Source organism: Streptomyces sp. NBC_00162, assembly GCF_024611995.1.
In the GTDB taxonomy this organism is placed as follows: Bacteria; Actinomycetota; Actinomycetes; order Streptomycetales; family Streptomycetaceae; genus Streptomyces.
Genome location: NZ_CP102509.1, coordinates 2,453,814 through 2,467,368, shown reverse-complemented (window position 1 = coordinate 2,467,368; position 13,555 = coordinate 2,453,814). Strand labels below are relative to the sequence as shown.

The 13,555-nt window shown below is 74.0% G+C and carries 14 protein-coding genes; 8 read left to right on the top strand and 6 right to left on the bottom strand.

All coding sequences use genetic code 11. The features are described from left to right. Positions 1-8: 8 nt before the first annotated feature. A complete protein-coding gene (zapE, locus tag JIW86_RS11700; RefSeq protein WP_416237676.1) occupies positions 9-1,064 on the bottom strand; it encodes a cell division protein ZapE in 1,056 nt (351 codons plus the stop codon). An 84-nt stretch (positions 1,065-1,148) separates the two neighbouring features. Between zapE and JIW86_RS11695 the strand changes: the two genes are divergently transcribed. The 8 genes from JIW86_RS11695 to JIW86_RS11660 all read left to right on the top strand — a co-directional run bounded on the left by JIW86_RS11695 (position 1,149) and on the right by JIW86_RS11660 (position 8,287). Next, positions 1,149-1,931, top strand: a complete 783-nt coding sequence (locus JIW86_RS11695; protein WP_257553698.1) for a pyrimidine reductase family protein — start codon at positions 1,149-1,151, stop codon at positions 1,929-1,931. 148 nt (positions 1,932-2,079) lie between these two features. After that, entirely contained in the window at positions 2,080-2,547 is a 468-nt protein-coding gene (locus JIW86_RS11690; protein ID WP_215142940.1) for an indole-3-glycerol phosphate synthase, read from the top strand. Between the two features lie 51 nt (positions 2,548-2,598). Then, on the top strand, positions 2,599-3,996 hold the full coding sequence (murC, locus tag JIW86_RS11685; RefSeq protein WP_215142938.1) for a UDP-N-acetylmuramate--L-alanine ligase: 1,398 nt from the start codon (positions 2,599-2,601) through the stop codon (positions 3,994-3,996). Between the two features lie 15 nt (positions 3,997-4,011). Further along, positions 4,012-4,419, top strand: a complete 408-nt coding sequence (gene msrB, locus JIW86_RS11680; protein WP_215142937.1) for a peptide-methionine (R)-S-oxide reductase MsrB — start codon at positions 4,012-4,014, stop codon at positions 4,417-4,419. Positions 4,420-4,577: 158 nt separating this feature from the next. After that, positions 4,578-6,938, top strand: coding sequence for a nitrate- and nitrite sensing domain-containing protein (locus JIW86_RS11675; RefSeq protein ID WP_257553697.1), 2,361 nt, complete (start codon positions 4,578-4,580; stop codon positions 6,936-6,938). Continuing rightward, on the top strand, positions 6,935-7,342 hold the full coding sequence (locus JIW86_RS11670) for a roadblock/LC7 domain-containing protein (protein ID WP_215142933.1): 408 nt from the start codon (positions 6,935-6,937) through the stop codon (positions 7,340-7,342). The genes JIW86_RS11675 and JIW86_RS11670 overlap by 4 nt, the downstream gene beginning before the upstream one ends. After that, positions 7,342-7,707 (top strand): DUF742 domain-containing protein, encoded by a 366-nt coding sequence (locus tag JIW86_RS11665; RefSeq protein ID WP_251064469.1) that lies wholly within the window; start codon positions 7,342-7,344, stop codon positions 7,705-7,707. The genes JIW86_RS11670 and JIW86_RS11665 overlap by 1 nt, the downstream gene beginning before the upstream one ends. After that, positions 7,694-8,287: a GTP-binding protein gene (locus JIW86_RS11660; protein WP_251064468.1), complete on the top strand. Its 594-nt coding sequence runs from the start codon at positions 7,694-7,696 to the stop codon at positions 8,285-8,287. Before JIW86_RS11665 ends, JIW86_RS11660 begins: the two co-directional genes overlap by 14 nt. On the opposite strand, the gene JIW86_RS11655 is transcribed toward JIW86_RS11660, so the two are convergent. The 5 genes from JIW86_RS11655 to JIW86_RS11635 are packed head-to-tail and all read right to left on the bottom strand — an operon-like array spanning position 8,253 to position 13,525. Beyond that, positions 8,253-9,206 (bottom strand): NAD-dependent epimerase/dehydratase family protein, encoded by a 954-nt coding sequence (locus JIW86_RS11655; protein WP_257553696.1) that lies wholly within the window; start codon positions 9,204-9,206, stop codon positions 8,253-8,255. The two genes, JIW86_RS11660 and JIW86_RS11655, sit on opposite strands and share 35 nt — an antisense overlap. Next, on the bottom strand, positions 9,203-10,291 hold the full coding sequence (locus tag JIW86_RS11650; protein WP_257553695.1) for a cytochrome P450: 1,089 nt from the start codon (positions 10,289-10,291) through the stop codon (positions 9,203-9,205). Before JIW86_RS11650 ends, JIW86_RS11655 begins: the two co-directional genes overlap by 4 nt. After that, positions 10,288-11,763, bottom strand: a complete 1,476-nt coding sequence (locus JIW86_RS11645) for a class I adenylate-forming enzyme family protein (RefSeq protein ID WP_257553694.1) — start codon at positions 11,761-11,763, stop codon at positions 10,288-10,290. Before JIW86_RS11645 ends, JIW86_RS11650 begins: the two co-directional genes overlap by 4 nt. Next, entirely contained in the window at positions 11,763-12,506 is a 744-nt protein-coding gene (locus JIW86_RS11640; RefSeq protein WP_257553693.1) for a glycosyltransferase family A protein, read from the bottom strand. The genes JIW86_RS11645 and JIW86_RS11640 overlap by 1 nt, the downstream gene beginning before the upstream one ends. After that, the gene (locus JIW86_RS11635) at positions 12,503-13,525 is read right to left on the bottom strand and encodes a 3-oxoacyl-ACP synthase III family protein (RefSeq protein ID WP_257553692.1); all 1,023 of its coding nucleotides are present in this window, start codon (positions 13,523-13,525) and stop codon (positions 12,503-12,505) included. The genes JIW86_RS11640 and JIW86_RS11635 overlap by 4 nt, the downstream gene beginning before the upstream one ends. Positions 13,526-13,555: the final 30 nt, after the last annotated feature.

Below are 13,555 nucleotides of genomic sequence, written 5' to 3'. Positions count from 1 at the left end.
TGCCAAACCTACTGCGACACCAGGGGCTTCGCGTCGCGTGCCAGCGCGGTGAGCCGCGATATGGCGCGGAAGTACTTCTTCCGATAGCCGCCGTTGAGCATTTCTTCACTGAACAGGCGGTCGAAGGGGACCCCGGAGGCCAGGACGGGGACCTCGCGGTCGTACAGCCGGTCGGCGAGCACCACCAGCCGCAGGGCCGTCGACTGGTCCGGCACCGGGCCGACATCGGTCAGGCAGACGGCCGTGAGCCCGTCGGTCAGCGCGCCGTAGCGGCTCGGGTGCACCCGGGCCAGGTGCTCCAGCAGGCCGGGGAAGTCGTCCAGGCTCGCGCCCTCGGTCGCGTACGCGGCCTTGGCGACCTGCTCGTCGGAGAACGGCGCCGGAGCCTCCGGCAGCCCGCGGTGGCGGTAGTCCTGGCCGTCGATCCGCAGCGGCCGGAAGTGCGCCGACAGCCCCTGGATCTCCCGCAGGAAGTCGGCGGCGGCGAAGCGGCCCTCGCCGAGCTTGCCGGGCAGCGTGTTGGAGGTGGCGGCCAGCGCCACGCCCTGCTCGACCAGGCGGCTGAGCAGCGAGGACACCAGGACGGTGTCGCCCGGGTCGTCCAGCTCGAACTCGTCGATGCACAGCAGCCGGTGCCCGCCCAGGGTCTGCACGGTCTGCTGGAAGCCGAGCGCGCCGACCAGGTTGGTCAGCTCCACGAAGGTGCCGAAGGCCTTGAGCGCGGGCTCGGCGGGGGTGGCGTGCCACAGGGAGGCGAGCAGGTGGGTCTTGCCGACGCCGTAGCCGCCGTCGAGGTAGACCCCGCGCGGGGCGGCCGCGGCCACCGGCTTCTTGCTGAACCAGCGCCGCTTGCCGGCGCCGCTCGCGTGCGCCCCGCCCAGACCGGCCGCGAAGCCGCTGAGGACGGTGACCGCCTCGGACTGGCTCGGCTGGGTCGGGTCCGGGTTGTACGTGTCGAAGCGCACCGAGTCGAAACGCGGCGGCGGCACCATCTCGGCGACCAGCCGTTCGGCGGGTACCCGGGGCTCGCGGGCGCACAGGGCCTGGGGCCCCGCGTCGGCTATCGGAGGCCGACTGGACGTGGCACCGGAGGTGGAGAGTGATGTTGACACAGCACTCAACTCTACGGGTCGTGGCACACTGCACCGATGCGACGCCTGTTCCCTGTGACCGATCAGACATCAGCCCCGTCCCAGGCCCCGGCCGACCGGGAGTGGTCGCTCGACGAGCTCGCGGACGCCTACAAGTACCCCGTTCTCGACGCCGGGGCCCACTGGCTGCGGGCGAACATGGTTTCGACCCTGGACGGCGCCGCGCAGCACGAGGGCCGCTCGCAGCCCATCTCCGGCGAGACCGACATGCGGATCTTCGGCACCCTGCGGGGGCTGGCCGATGTGGTGGTCGTCGGCGCGGAAACGGTTCGCCAGGAGGGGTACCGCCCGGCCCGGGCCCGGGAGGCCTTCGCCGCCCGCCGCGAGGCCGCCGGACAGGGCCCCGCCGCCGCCATCGCGGTGGTCACCGCGAGCCTGGACCTGGACTTCGGCCTGCCCCTGTTCACCTCCCCGCTCGTGCCGACCCTGGTGGTCACCGGGTCCGCCGCGCCCGCCGCCAAGGTCGCCGAGGCCACCGCGGCCGGGGCCGAGGTCGTGGTGGCGGGGGACGGGGCCGCCGTGGACCCGGCCCGCGCCCTGCGGGAACTCGCCGCGCGCGGGCTGCGCCGCCAGCTCACCGAGGGCGGGCCCCGGCTGCTGGGCCAGTTCGTGGCCGCCGACGCGCTGGACGAGCTGTGCCTGACGATCTCGCCGATGCTCACGGCGGGTGGCGCCCAGCGGATCGCGGGCGGGCCCTCCGTCACGGTTCCGCACCGGCTCTCACCGGCCTCCGTACTGGAAGAGGCCGGGTTTCTCTTCACCAGCTACCGTCGGATCTGAGAAGAGCGGAATTTCTCGTTCCGCTTAGCTTCCGCCGGGCACGAACCTGGGCACATATATCTGCGCAATGTCCCGCGCGAGAGCGGGGCAGGATGGTTTCCGCAGGGGGCCGGCCAGCCGGCCTCGGCCCATGAAGGAGAGGGCGTCCGTGTTCACGAGCGTATTGATGATCGAGCAGCCCCTGACCGCGGTGGACGTGGACTTCGTCACCACCCTGCACGGAGACGACTCGGTCTCCTTCGTCGTCCTCATGCAACCCCGCGGCGACCAGGACCGACTGCTGCGCGCCATCGACGACGTAGCGCTCGGTGAGCTCCCCGAAGCCATTCACGAGGGCGACGAACCGGAGGGCGAGGCCGCGCGCGGCCCTGCCGAGCTGGCCCTCGAGCACTCCATGGAGGCCCTGCGCAAGAAGGGCGCCAACGTCATCGGGCAGCTCGTCGAGGACCACCCGCTCGACAAACTGAAGGGCGTCGTGGAGGAGACCGGAGCCGACGAGGTGATCGTCCTGACCGCCCCGCACTTCGTGGAGGAGTTCTTCCACCGGGACTGGGCCTCCCGGGCCCGCCACAAGGTCGGCGTTCCCGTGCTCAAGCTCTTCGCCCACAACGAATAGGCTGGGCTCGTCAGAGCTCGAAGCACCACCCTCGATCCTGGAGCGACCTGAATGAAGCCCGGCCTGCCGACCGCCATGGAACGGCCCCACTTCATCGGCATCGGCGGCGCCGGCATGTCCGGCATCGCGAAGATCCTCGCCCAGCGCGGCGCGCAGGTCGCCGGCAGCGACAGCCGGGGGGACTCCGAGACCGCCGAGGCACTGCGCGCCCACGGCGCCACGGTCCACGGCGGCCACGCCGCCGGCAACCTCGCCGACGACTCCACCTGCGTGGTCGTCTCCAGCGCCATCCGCGCCGACAACCCCGAGCTGGCCCGCGCCGCCGAGCTGGGCATCCCCGTCGTGCACCGCTCCGACGCCCTCGCCGCACTGATGGACGGGCTGCGCCCGATCGCCGTCGCCGGTACGCACGGCAAGACCACCACCACGTCGATGCTGGCGGTGTCCCTCTCGGCCCTGGGCCTGGACCCCTCGTACGCCATCGGCGGCGACCTGGACGCTCCCGGCTCCAACGCCCACCACGGCGAGGGCGACATCTTCGTGGCCGAGGCCGACGAGAGCGACCGCACCTTCCACAAGTACACCCCGCAGGTCGCGATCATCCTCAACGCGGAGCTGGACCACCACGCGAACTACGCGTCGATCGAGGAGATCTACGAGTCCTTCGAGACCTTCGTCTCCAAGGTCGTGCCCGGCGGCACCCTGGTCGTCGCCCACGGCCAGGAGGGTGCGGCCGAGATCGCCCGCCGCGTCGCCGGCCGCGAGGGCCTGAACGTCGTCACGTACGGCGAGGAGCCCGAGGCCGACGTCCGGATCACCAAGATCACCCCGCGCGGCCTGACCAGCGAGGTCACGGTCGTCCTGGACGGGCGGATGCTCACCTTCACCGTCTCCGTGCCCGGCCGCCACTACGCGCACAACGCCGTCGCGGCCCTCGCCGCCGGTGTCGCCCTCGGCATCCCGGCGCACAACCTCGCCTCCGCCCTCGGCAAGTACACCGGGGTCAAGCGCCGCCTCCAGCTCAAGGGCGAGGCGGCCGGCGTCCAGGTCATCGACTCCTACGCGCACCACCCCACGGAGATGACCGCCGACCTGGAGGCCATCCGCGGCGCCGCCGGGGACTCCCGGATCCTGGTCGTCTTCCAGCCGCACCTCTTCTCCCGCACCCAGGAGCTCGGCAAGGAGATGGGCCAGGCCCTGGCCCTCGCCGACGCCTCCGTGGTCCTGGACATCTACCCGGCCCGCGAGGACCCGCTCCCCGGCGTCACCAGCGAGCTCATCATCGCCGCAGCCCGCGCCGCGGGCGCCGACGTCACCGCCGAGCACGACAAGGGCTCCGTCGCCGACGTCATCGCGGGAATGGCCAAGCCCGGTGATCTCGTTCTCACCATGGGCGCGGGCGACGTCACGGACCTCGGTCCGGCCATCCTCGCCCGCCTGTCGAACTAAGGGAGCGGGAGAGTCATGTCGTACGAGGTCGAGAAGACGGACGAGCAGTGGCAGGCGGAGCTGACCCCGTCCGAGTACCAGGTGCTGCGCCTCGCGGGCACCGAGCCGGCCTTCCGGGGTGAGTACACGGACACCAAGACGGAAGGCGTCTACTCCTGTCGCGGCTGCGGGTCCGAGCTGTTCCGGTCCTCGGAGAAGTTCGAGTCGCACTGCGGCTGGCCGTCCTTCTTCGACCCGAAGGACACCGAGGCGGTGGAGCTGATCGCCGACACCTCGCACGGCATGGTCCGTACCGAGGTCCGCTGCGCGACGTGCGGCTCCCACCTGGGCCACGTCTTCGAGGGCGAGGGCTACCCGACCCCCACCGACCAGCGGTACTGCATCAACTCCATCTCGCTGCGGCTGACCCCCGCCGAGGACTGACCCCTCGGGCGGGCGCCCTTCCGCCGTCCCACAGGACCTCCACCGGATGAACCGGTGGGGGTCCTGTTTCGTTACGGAAGGTACCTATCCGATTCTTCGCCATGGCTGGTTATGATCGGCACCCTTGCGTCCCCGCTCTCCACCTGCTCCGAGGACCGATGTCTCCCATAGAACCCGAAGGTCCGCCAGGGCCGTCGACGGCTCGTCGGCGGCGAACCCCGCGCCTGCGCACCCCGCGCCTGCGCACCCTGCTCATCTGGCTCGCCGTGGTCCCCACCGTGGCGATGGGCACCCAAGTGGCAGTGACCGCACAGCGGTTGCTCGCGCAATCGGAGCACCTGCGAGCCGATGTCGCGGCCGCCGAGCGGGTCGGCGCACCGCTGTACACGCTCATGGTCGACATGCAGGCCGAGCGGACGATGACCGCCGGACTGTGGGCGGGCGCCGCCGGAGCCGAGGAGGAACTGCGGAACCGGCGGGAGGCCACGGACCGGGCCGCGGCCGAAGTCCGTCGGCTGACGGCCGGTTCGGGGACGTCCTTCGCGGAAGTGAACAAGCGGCTCGACGGACTGGCCGCGTACCGCCAGCGCGCGGACGCCCGCACCGGCGGCGCCGACGCCACGCTCACCTACTACACCGGCGTGATCGGCACGGTCATCCAGGCGTACCAGCAGGAGTTCAGCCACGCGCAGGACGCCGAACTCGCCCAGGAGAGCCGGCCCGTGGTGTCCATGCTCTCGGCCACCGAGATGGTGGCGCGCGAGGACACGCTCCTGGCCCTGGCCGGGCCGTCCAGGGAACTGAACTCCGCCGGCTTCGACCAGTTCATCAGTGCCGTGGGAGCCCACCGGTACCTGTACGAGACGTGGGTCGTGCCGTATCTGCCCGTGGGGGACCGGCGGTTCTACGACCGGATCGTCGCCTCCCCGGACTGGCAGACGAAGAACCGTATCGAGAACGCGATCGTCTCCGACCACACCGACCTCGCATCCGGCATCAAGCTGCCTGCCGAGGTGGGCGGCTGGCGCTCCGCGCACGAGAACTTCTCGGTGCAGATGGCCACGCTCAACATCGACCGGGCGCGGAAGGTGCTCACGCGAGGCGAGGCCAAGGCCGCGGAGCTGGAGACCGAGGTCGCCTGGCTGATCGGGGGAAGCGGCGGCGGGCTGCTGCTCGTCGTGGCCGTCGTCGTGTTCACGACGCGGTCGGTGCTCCGCCGTCTGCACGACCTGCACGAACGCACGGTGACCGTCGCCGAGGAGACCCTCCCCGACGTCGTCGCCCGGCTCCAGCGCGGGCAGTCCGTCGACACCGAGGCCCTGCCGGCGGTGCGCGGAGACCGGGACGAGGTCGGCCGCATCAGCGACGCGTTCGCCCGGGCCGTCGCCGTATCCGTCGACGGGCACCGGCAGCTCGCGGCCGAGCGTCACGGGTTCGGCCTGTTCGCCGCGGGCATCGCCTCGCGCACCGGAAACCTCGTCAGCCGTCAGCTGAGCCTCACCGAGGACCTCCAGGACACCTTCGGTCACGACGAGGCGCTGCTCGCCGAACTGATGCGGTCCGACCAGCTGACGGTGGGCATGCGGCGGCAGATCGAGAACCTGCTCATCCTGTCGGGCGGCGAGGTCCCCGACCCGCACACCGAACCCATGCGCGTCGCCGACCTGCTGCGTGAAGCGGCCGCGGAGGTCGAGGACTTCCGGCGCATCGAGCGGCACGCCCTGGACGAGACGAGCCTCGAACCCAGCGTGATCAGCCAGGTCAGCCATCTGCTGGCAGAGCTGCTGGACAACGCCACCCGGTTCTCCCCGCCGAGGTCGAAGGTGGTCATCCGCGCCGAACTCGTCGCGGACGGGCTGTCGGTCGAGATCGAGGACCGAGGACCGCGCGTGACCCCCGCCAGCTACGAGGAGATGAACGGGCGCCTGCACGCGGCCCCGCCGTACTCCGTTCTCGCGCAGAACGCGCACCGCCTGGGACTCTTCGTCGTCGGCCACCTCGCCGACCAGCTCGGGGCGACGGTCACCCTGCGCCGCTCGGTGTACGGGGGGACCTCCGCCGTGGTGATCCTTCCCGGCGAACTGCTGGTGCGCACCGAGCGGGAGGCGCTCCGGCCCTCGCCGCCGGCGCTCCCCGCGCCCCGCGTCACCGCCGACGAGCCCAAGCCCGAACTGGTCCTGCACAGCGGCTCCGCGCCCGCGCGCCGTGCGCTGCCCGAGCGTCCGCGCGAGCCGTCGGCGGCCCGGCCGGCGGACCGTACGCCGCCGCCGGCGCTCCCGGCACTCCCGGCGCGACGAGAGAGCGCGGCCCGCCCCGTGCCGCGCGAGGGCGCGGCGCGGCCCGCGCTCCCCGAGCGCGTCCCGCAGACCCACATCGCCGAACAGCTCCGGGCGCCCCGCGCACCGGAATCAGCCACCGGCCAGGACACGGCTACACCCGAAGAGGTGGCCGACGCCTGGGCGGACTACGAACAGGGGACCCAGGCAGTGGAAGCAGAGCTCCGACAGGATCAGCCATGACGACGACATCCTCCGACGACGTGATCTACAGCGTCCTGGACAACAACCTGAGCAGGATCGCGGGCGTCCAGGGAGCCGTGCTCCTGTCCAACGACGGCATCAAGCTCAGCGCCTACCTGCTGGACGAGCCCCAGGCGGAGCGCATGGCCGCCGCGGCCTCCGGCATCGCGGCCACCATGAAGGCGATATCCCGGGAGGTCGACGGAGGCCGGGTCATCCGCCAGCTGGTCGAGATGGACGACCGCTACCTCTGCATCGTCGGGTGCGGGGAGGGCAGCACGCTCATCGTGGTGACCTCCCGCAAGGCGCGGCTCGGGGAACTGGGAGGCGAGGCCGTACGGACCGCCCAGGCGCTCGGTGAATGGCTGAGCACACCCGAGCGCGTCCAGGCGCCGGCATCGTAATGCCGGAAGGTCCGCAGCCCGCGCGCCGCCGCCGTACGCGGCTGTACGCCCTGACCGACGGGCGTACGGCCGCGCCGCACACCGTCCTCACCATGGACACCACGATCACGGCGGCGGTCGGCGGGGACGCCCAGGGCGGCCTGCCCACCGAGTGGCGGACCATCCTGGCCATGTGCGCGGAACCCGGCGGCCTGGCGGTCGCCGAGATAGCGGCCCGGATGCACATCCGCCTCACCCCGATGACGTTGCTCCTGGGCGAACTCGCGGACCGCGGGCTGATCCACCACCGGTCGCCCCTGGAAAGGGCGGAGACCACCAACGTCCACCTGCTCATGAGAATCAGGGACAACCTTGCCCGGATATGACACTCCTGCCCCGCAGGAAGCGGCCCCCGTCAAGATCCTCATCGCCGGGGGATTCGGAGTCGGCAAGACGACCCTGGTCGAGACGATCTCCGAGATCGAGCCCCTGCGTACGGAGGAGCGGCTGACGGCCGCCGGTGTCGGCGTCGACGACCTCGACGGCATCGAGTCCAAGACGGTGACCACCGTGGCGATGGACTTCGGCCGCCTCACCCTCACCGACGCCGGAGTCGTCCTCTACCTGTTCGGTACGCCGGGCCAGGAGCGCTTCTGGTTCATGTGGGACGACCTGCTGAACGGGGCCCTCGGGGCGATCGTGCTGGTCGACACGCGGCGCCTGGACCGCAGCTTCCCCGCGGTCGACTTCTTCGAGAGTCGCGGACTGCCCTTCGTGGTCGGCGCGAACTGCTTCCACGGCGAGCAGCCCTACACCGCCGAGGAGATCGGGGCGGCGCTGCACCTGCGCGACCCGAACACCCCCGTCCTCATGCTGGACGCCCGCTCCCGCCAGGACGTCCGCGCCTGCCTGCTCTCGCTCCTCGACCGGCTCATCGCCGACGCGGGAGCCATGGCGACGGTCTGACGCGCCCGCTCCGGCCGCCTTCGGCCACCGAGGCCAGGTAGTCCGCCAGGGTCCGGCCCGGGGTCCAGCCCCGGGACCGGGCCCTGGCCGTGTCCAGGACCACCGGGTGGGCGAGCTGGTCCACCGCGTAGCGGCTCAGCGCCGGTTCGGCGGTCGGCAGGGACTCCGCGAACCGGGCCGCCGCACGCGCCACCGGCAGCGGCAGGTGCCGGATCCGGGCCCGGACGCCGTGGGCCCGCAGGACCTCCCGTACGGCCCGGTCGCGGGCGTACGGCTCGGCGTCGGCCACGTTGTAGGCGCCCGGGGGCCAGCCGGCCGCCGCCAGACAGGCCTCGGCGAGGTTCTCCACCGCCGTCAGGCTCAGTTCCACGTCCGGTCCCGGCAGCAGCAGGGTCCCGGCCCGGACCCGGGAGAGCAGCCGGGGCAGCAGCTGGGTGTCGCCGGGGCCGTAGACCGCCCTCGGCCGCAGCACCACCGCACCGCCGGCCAGGGCGAGGGCCTCGCCGGCCGCCTTGGTACGGCCGTAGGCGTTCAGCTGGCCCGCGCGCGGATGCTCCTCGGTGACCAGGCGCCGGTCGAGGCGCGGGTCGTAGACGCTGGCGCTGCTCACCCAGACCACCGGCCGGCCGTCCGCCGCCCTCAGCAGGCGCCGCGTACCGCCCACGTTGACCTCGCGCATCAGTGCCTCGGCCCGGGAGCCGGGGGCGGGATCGCCGACCGCGGCGGCGCAGTGCACCACCAGGTCCACCCCGGTGAGGTCCAGATCGCCCTGGGCGGCGTCCCAGAAGCGGTGCTCCCCCAGCGGGCCGGGCCTGCGGCCCAGGCACACCACCTCGGCACCGCCCGCCGAAGCCGTGCGTGCGACGTGCCCGCCGCAGAAGCCGCTGGCACCCGTGACCGCGATACGGGCGGCCCTCATGATCCCGCCCGCACGGTCAGCGAGCGCCAGCCGGGCAGCGCGGCCCGCCGGTCCACCCGGGCCCGCGTCACGACCGGCCGGTACGGAGCCAGCGCGGCCAGTACGTCGGTCAGCAGGAAGCGGGCCGCCCCGGCCCCCGGACACGCGTGCGGCCCGGCCCCGAACACCAGGTGCGCCAGGCCCGGACCGGCGGGCTCCCGGGCGTCCGGGTCGCGCCGGTGCGCCTCGGCCGCGTGCCGGGCGACCAGCAGCAGCCGGTCGCCGCCGCGCACCGGGCAGCCGCCGACGGACCCCTGCGAGGCGGCCACCCGCGGCAGCAGCGGCGAGGCCGCCGTGACCCGCAGCAGCTCGTCGGCCAGCACCGGCAGCAGCGCCTCGTCGGCGGCCTGGTCCCACAGTCCGGCGTCGGCGCACCACGCCACCGACCGGGGCAGCGCGGCCACGGTGGTGTTCACGGCGGCCACCGCCACCATCGCGGACAGCGCCTCGTCGGCGGGCCCCAGCAGCCGCCGGAGCCGGTCGGCCGCCCGGGCCGCCGCGGCCTGCGCACCCGGTCGGCGCGGCCCGGGCAGGTGACTGCGTACGGACGCCGCCGCGGCCTCGGCGGCCGCCCGCGCGACGGCACGCGGATCGGCGGCGCAGTCCAGCAGCGCACAGACCACCGCCCCGGCCAGCTCCCGCGACAGCTCGACGAGGTCCACCTCGCCGCCCTCGGCGAGCGGAGAGAGGCGGCGTACGAGCAAGGGCTGCCACACCGAACGCAGCCGCGCGACCGAGGCCGTGCCCAGCTCCCCGGCCAGCCCGCGCCGGTCCGCCCGGTGCCCGCTGCCCTCCTGGTCGAACAGCACCCCGCCGCTGCCGCCCAGCGCGGCCCGCGCGGCCCCGCCCGTCGTACCGGCCGCCGTACGGTCCAGCGGCAGCCGGGTCAGCGCCTCGCGGTAGGCGCCCGCGTCGTGCACCAGCAGGGTCCGGCCGAGCCGGCGCACGGGCCGCCCGCGCGTGGCGGCGAGCAGCCCGAACAGCAGGGGATGGCTGCGCAGATAGACCCGGCGGTCGCGCCGCCGGGCCCGCGCGTGCCCCCTCACGCCGACCCGCCGAGGCGACGGGCCGCGAGGGCGGCGGTCGCCGCCCGGTCCGGTTTGCGCGAGCGCCCCGCCAGCGGGATCCGGGCGAACAGCAGCGCGTCGGGACGAGCGGATCCCATCCGCCGCAGGGGGCCCGACAGCCCGGCGCGCAGGGCGGGTTCACGCACCCCCCGGCCCGGCTGCACGACCGCGACGAGCCGTTCGTCGCCGTCACCCGCCGGGACTCCGACGAGCACGGCCAGCTCCACCCCGGGCACGTGCAGGGCGGGCTCGTACAGCCCCGGATAGATGTTCTCCGCCCGGCGCAGCACCATGTCCTTGCACCTGCCCTCCAGGACGATCCGGCCCGCGCCGTCCAGCCGCGCCCGGTCGCCCGTACGCACCCACGCGTCGGGCTCCTCGCCGAGGTAGCGGTCGCGGGCCGCGGCCCCGGCCAGCAGCAGCTCGCCGTCCGCGTCGGGCTTGGCCAGGACGCCCGGCAGCGGGGCGCCGACCAGGTCGCCCGGGCCCTCGAAGGCGGACTTCTCCCGGGCCTCGACCGCGGCGGCCGGGAACAGCTCGGTGAGCGCGTACACCCCCCACGCCTGCGCCGCGCCCGCCTCCCGCACCCGTTCCAGCAGGGCGGCGTCGGCCGGGGCGGAGCCCGTCCAGACCCGGCCGTGGAAGCGGGCGCCCGCGTCCAGCGCGTCCCGCAGCCCGGGCGGGGTCAGATAGGTGTCCTGGGGGCGCAGCCGGTGCAGCTGGCGGGCCAGCACCCGGGGGTCGCGGGCCGGGAGCGCGACGGGGGCGCCGCACGTCAGCGCGGGAACGAGGACGAAGAAGGTGCCCCCGAGGACGGGTTGGTCCGGGGCCGCGTCGAAGAGGGAGGAGACCGTGGCCATCCCGGCGGCCAGGCTCGACCGGGTGTGTACGACGGCGCGCGGCCGGGAGGTGGTCCCCGAGGTGAACACGATCACCGCGTCCCCGTTGTGGTCCCCGTGTACGGGAACCCCCGCCCGGGGAGCCCTCAGGTCCAGCGCGGGCGCGCAGCCCGGCAGCCGGCGCCCGACGGTGGCCACCGGACCCAGCTCGGCCAGGTCCGGCAGCGCGAGCCGCGCCCGGCGGGCCAGCGGCCGGGCCCAGCCCGCGACCGCCTGTGCGGCCGCGTCGGCCAGCACCAGTGAGGGCCGGGCCAGGGACAGCCGGGCGCGCAGCACGTCCGGCCCCGCGCCCGGGTCGAGCACGGCCCCGCGCAGCCCGAGCCGCCACAGGGCGAGCAGCACGGCGAGGGCCCGCGGCCCGGGCCGTACGGCGACGCCGACGGTGTCCCCGGCGCGCAGCCCGCGCGCGTGCAGGGCGGCGGCGAACGCGTCGGACAGCTCGGCGAGTTCCCCGCGGGTGGCCCGGATCCGGGGAGCGCCGGTCCGCGTGGCGGTGAGTACGGCCGGCCGCTCGGGGCGGCTGCGCAGCGCGTGGTCGAGACGGTCGAGCATCAGCGGGGATCCGTTCCGTGCGTGCCGCTGCCCTGGTCCAGGTACCAGCGGGCGGTGCCCGCCATCCCGTAGGCCCGCAGGCGCCGCGTGGAGTTCTCCACGACCATCTCCCGGCAGTGCGCGATCCGGTCGGTGTGGCGGCGTACGGCGTTGAGGAAGAGCCGGTCGGTCGGCGAGGGGCGCCGGGGCATGCCGCCGACGGCCAGGTACAGCTCGGCGGTGATGGCCATGTTGTTCCCGGCGTGCATGCGGTACGGGGCCCGGAAGCCCTTGCGGCGCGCGTGCCCGGGACGCAGCCGCCCGAACAGCGCGGCGAGCGCCACGAGGAGGCCGAAGCCGGCCCGGCCGAGCGGGCCGTGCTCGTCGCGCCGGGCGACGATCCGCCCGCACACCAGCCCGGGGCGCTCGGCGAGGGCGGCCCGCGCGGCGCGCGTCCAGCCGGGCCGGGGCAGGCAGTCGGCGTCCGTGCGGGCGAGCAGGGCCGCGCCCCGGCCGATCGCGTACCGGAATCCGGTGTCCACGGCCGAGCCGACCCCCTTCTCGGGCTCCTCGATCACCTCGACCGGGAAGGGTGCGCCGGCGGCGAACTCCCGGGCGATCGCGGCCGTCCGGTCCGCCGAGGCGTTGTCGACGACCAGCAGGGTGAAGTCCCGGTCCCGCTGCGCGGCCAGGGCCCGCAGGGTCTGCGCGAGGCGGGCCTCCTCCTCGTGCGCGGGCACGACCACCCACATCGCCTGGCTCATGACTTCTCCCAGACCATCGTCATGATGCTGATACCACCGCCGAGTCCGACGAACAACACCCTGTCCCCCGGCTCCAGTTCGGAGAACACCCGGTCCAGCTGGACTCCGATGCTCGCGCTCGCGACGTTGCCGAGCTCGGGCACGGTCACCACCAGCTTCCCGGCCGGCACCCCGGTCAGCTCAGCGAACCGCTCCAGGTACGGCACGGTCACCTGGTGCACCAGCACCTTGGCGAAGCCGTCCCAGTCCATCCCCGTCCGGTGCAGCGTCCGGTCGATGACTGCGGTGCCCACCTTCTCGAAGACGCCGCGCAGTTCGTGCCCGTCGCCGCGGAAGTAGGTGTACTCGTCCCCGCGCGGGTGGCGCGAACCGCCGCCCGGGATGCCCCCGACCTCCCAGTGCTCCGAGTGGGTCTCGGTGTCCACGTCGAGGATCCCGCCGCGCTCCACGGCCTCCACGACCACGGCGGCCCCCGCGTCGCCGAACGTGTACCCCGCGAAGCCGCTGCGGAACCCGGCGGCGTCGGCGGGATCCTTGCGCACCGCCCGGCTCGGGGTCTCTCCGGTGACCACCAGGGCCCGCCGAGCCCGCCCGGCCATGATCATCGACCGGGCGAGGTCGATCCCGTTCACGAAGCTGTTGCAGGCGTTCGTGACGTCCAGGGCGTGGGCCCGCGACCCCAGCTCCGCCTGCACGATGTGCGCGGTGGCGGGCTCGACCATGTCGCGGGAGGCGGAGGCGAAGAGCAGCAGGTCGATGTCGAGCGGGCCCAGCCCGGCGGCGTCCAGCGCCCGGCGGGCGGCGCCCACGGCGAGCGTGGAGGCGTACACCTCCGGGCCCGCGACGCGGCGGGAGACGATCCCGGTGGCCTGCCTCAGCAGCGTCGGCGGCAGCGTGAGGCCACTGCGGCGGGCCACCTCCCGCTGGAGGGAGTCCGAGGAGAGGACCTCGGCGGGCAGCAGGCTGCCGACGGCGGTTATCCCGGCGCGCGGCTGCGGGTCACTTGGCTGAAAGGGCATGCCCACACGATGACAAGCCGCCATCTCCCG

Coding starts and splice junctions, on each gene's coding strand:
- JIW86_RS11695 (WP_257553698.1), top strand. CDS start 1,149: ATGCGACGCCTGTTCCCTGTGACCGATCAGACATCAGCCCCGTCCCAG.
- murC (WP_215142938.1), top strand. CDS start 2,599: ATGAAGCCCGGCCTGCCGACCGCCATGGAACGGCCCCACTTCATCGGC.
- msrB (WP_215142937.1), top strand. CDS start 4,012: ATGTCGTACGAGGTCGAGAAGACGGACGAGCAGTGGCAGGCGGAGCTG.
- JIW86_RS11675 (WP_257553697.1), top strand. CDS start 4,578: ATGTCTCCCATAGAACCCGAAGGTCCGCCAGGGCCGTCGACGGCTCGT.
- JIW86_RS11670 (WP_215142933.1), top strand. CDS start 6,935: ATGACGACGACATCCTCCGACGACGTGATCTACAGCGTCCTGGACAAC.
- JIW86_RS11665 (WP_251064469.1), top strand. CDS start 7,342: ATGCCGGAAGGTCCGCAGCCCGCGCGCCGCCGCCGTACGCGGCTGTAC.
- JIW86_RS11655 (WP_257553696.1), bottom strand. CDS start 9,206: ATGAGGGCCGCCCGTATCGCGGTCACGGGTGCCAGCGGCTTCTGCGGC.
- JIW86_RS11645 (WP_257553694.1), bottom strand. CDS start 11,763: ATGCTCGACCGTCTCGACCACGCGCTGCGCAGCCGCCCCGAGCGGCCG.
- JIW86_RS11640 (WP_257553693.1), bottom strand. CDS start 12,506: ATGAGCCAGGCGATGTGGGTGGTCGTGCCCGCGCACGAGGAGGAGGCC.
- JIW86_RS11635 (WP_257553692.1), bottom strand. CDS start 13,525: ATGCCCTTTCAGCCAAGTGACCCGCAGCCGCGCGCCGGGATAACCGCC.